This window comes from Mesotoga sp. HF07.pep.5.2.highcov, from assembly GCF_003666285.1.
In the GTDB taxonomy this organism is placed as follows: domain Bacteria; phylum Thermotogota; class Thermotogae; order Petrotogales; family Kosmotogaceae; genus Mesotoga; species Mesotoga prima.
In genome coordinates, this window is the sequence record NZ_JFHJ01000658.1 from 1 (window position 1) to 1281 (window position 1281).

The 1281-nt window shown below is 47.2% G+C and carries 3 protein-coding genes; all 3 read right to left on the reverse strand.

From position 1 onward, the window contains the following. Positions 1–503: ATP synthase F1 subunit delta (gene atpH, locus BG32_RS13980; protein ID WP_121527003.1), on the reverse strand; the 503-nt coding region annotated here is incomplete at its 3' end. After that, on the reverse strand, positions 500–985 hold the full coding sequence (gene atpF, locus BG32_RS13985; RefSeq protein WP_006492794.1) for a F0F1 ATP synthase subunit B: 486 nt from the start codon (positions 983–985) through the stop codon (positions 500–502). The genes atpF and atpH, both read right to left, overlap by 4 nt. Positions 986–1017: 32 nt before the next feature. Beyond that, positions 1018–1263 (reverse strand): F0F1 ATP synthase subunit C, encoded by a 246-nt coding sequence (locus tag BG32_RS13990; protein WP_006492796.1) that lies wholly within the window; start codon positions 1261–1263, stop codon positions 1018–1020. Positions 1264–1281: the final 18 nt, after the last annotated feature.

A 1281-nucleotide genomic window follows, 5' to 3' on the forward strand; every position in this document is an offset into this window, starting at 1 on the left:
TTTAAACGACCACTGAGACTAGTGTCGATTACCTCATCACTGAATCTAATTACGTATCCCGCAATCAACGAAGGATCCACAGTTACTTTCAACAAACCCTGCATCCCTGTTTTTTCTCTTACCTTCTCCAGTATGGCCTCTTCCTCTTCTGAAGTAAGTTCAACTGCAGAATCGACCTCAACATTTATCATTCTGCCTTCAACTAGGAGCCTTGCGGAAAAAGCGTTCTCGATGTCGGGAAGGAGCTCAAGCCTCTTCATCGAAACCAGAAGCGCTGCCAATCTTTCGATCTGCTTCAGAGGTCTTTGGACAAAACTCAGGAGTATTCCCGTCTTTTTTTCACCCTGAACTGTGGGATCGAAAAGAAACTTCGAGAGCTCCTCGTTCGAGATGCTCTGAGAGAGTTGCTGAAGTTGAGAAAGAGCTGTCTCTCGGTTTTCTGAAGGCAGACTATCGAAAAGAGCGTTAGCATACTTCGAAGCCAGCGAAAGAATTCTCTTCACTCCTTATCCCCCATGCTCTCAAGAATTCTCCTGGCGTACTGTTTTCTCGCAGCCTCGTCCATATCCTTCTGGAGAAATTTCCCCACCATGGCAACTGCAGCAGTTACTATCGCACCCTTAATTTCACCGGCGGCCTCTTCTCGCTCCCGTTGAATCTGCAGTTCTGCAGCCTTGTACATCCTCTGTATTTCCTGCTGCGCTCCTTCTCTGGCCTGTCTCACGATTTCCTCTGCCTGTCTCTCGGCCTGTGAGATTATCTCATTGGAGGATGATCGCGCCTCTTGAATCTTCGCCTCGTATTCTCTCTTGAGGTCGTTTGCTTCAGTTCTCAGCTTTTCGGCCTCGGCAATTTCACCGCTGATTTTCTCTTTTCGCTGCTTCATGATATCGAAGAACTTGTCGAAAAGAAGCTTCTTCAGAACGAAAAAGAGCAGCAAAAAGTTCAGTATCGACAATATGGCTGTCAAATTCAGTTCAATCAAGTTATCACCCCTCCTCTAGTCAGGGGAAGATTTCACACTACCAGGAGAATCATAAACGCAATAACGAGCGAATAAATGCCGGTAGTCTCTGCAATCGCGTCTGCGAGAATCATTCTTGTTGTCAGGGTTCCTATCATTTCAGGTTGTCGCGCCATTGCTTCCATCGCACTCGCACCGACTCTACCTTCACCGATTCCCGGTCCGATAGCCCCAATACCCATCGCAAGTCCAGCGCCAATAAACTTTCCCATCATCATCAAGCCTTCACCAATATCCACAGTAAAACCTCCTTACTC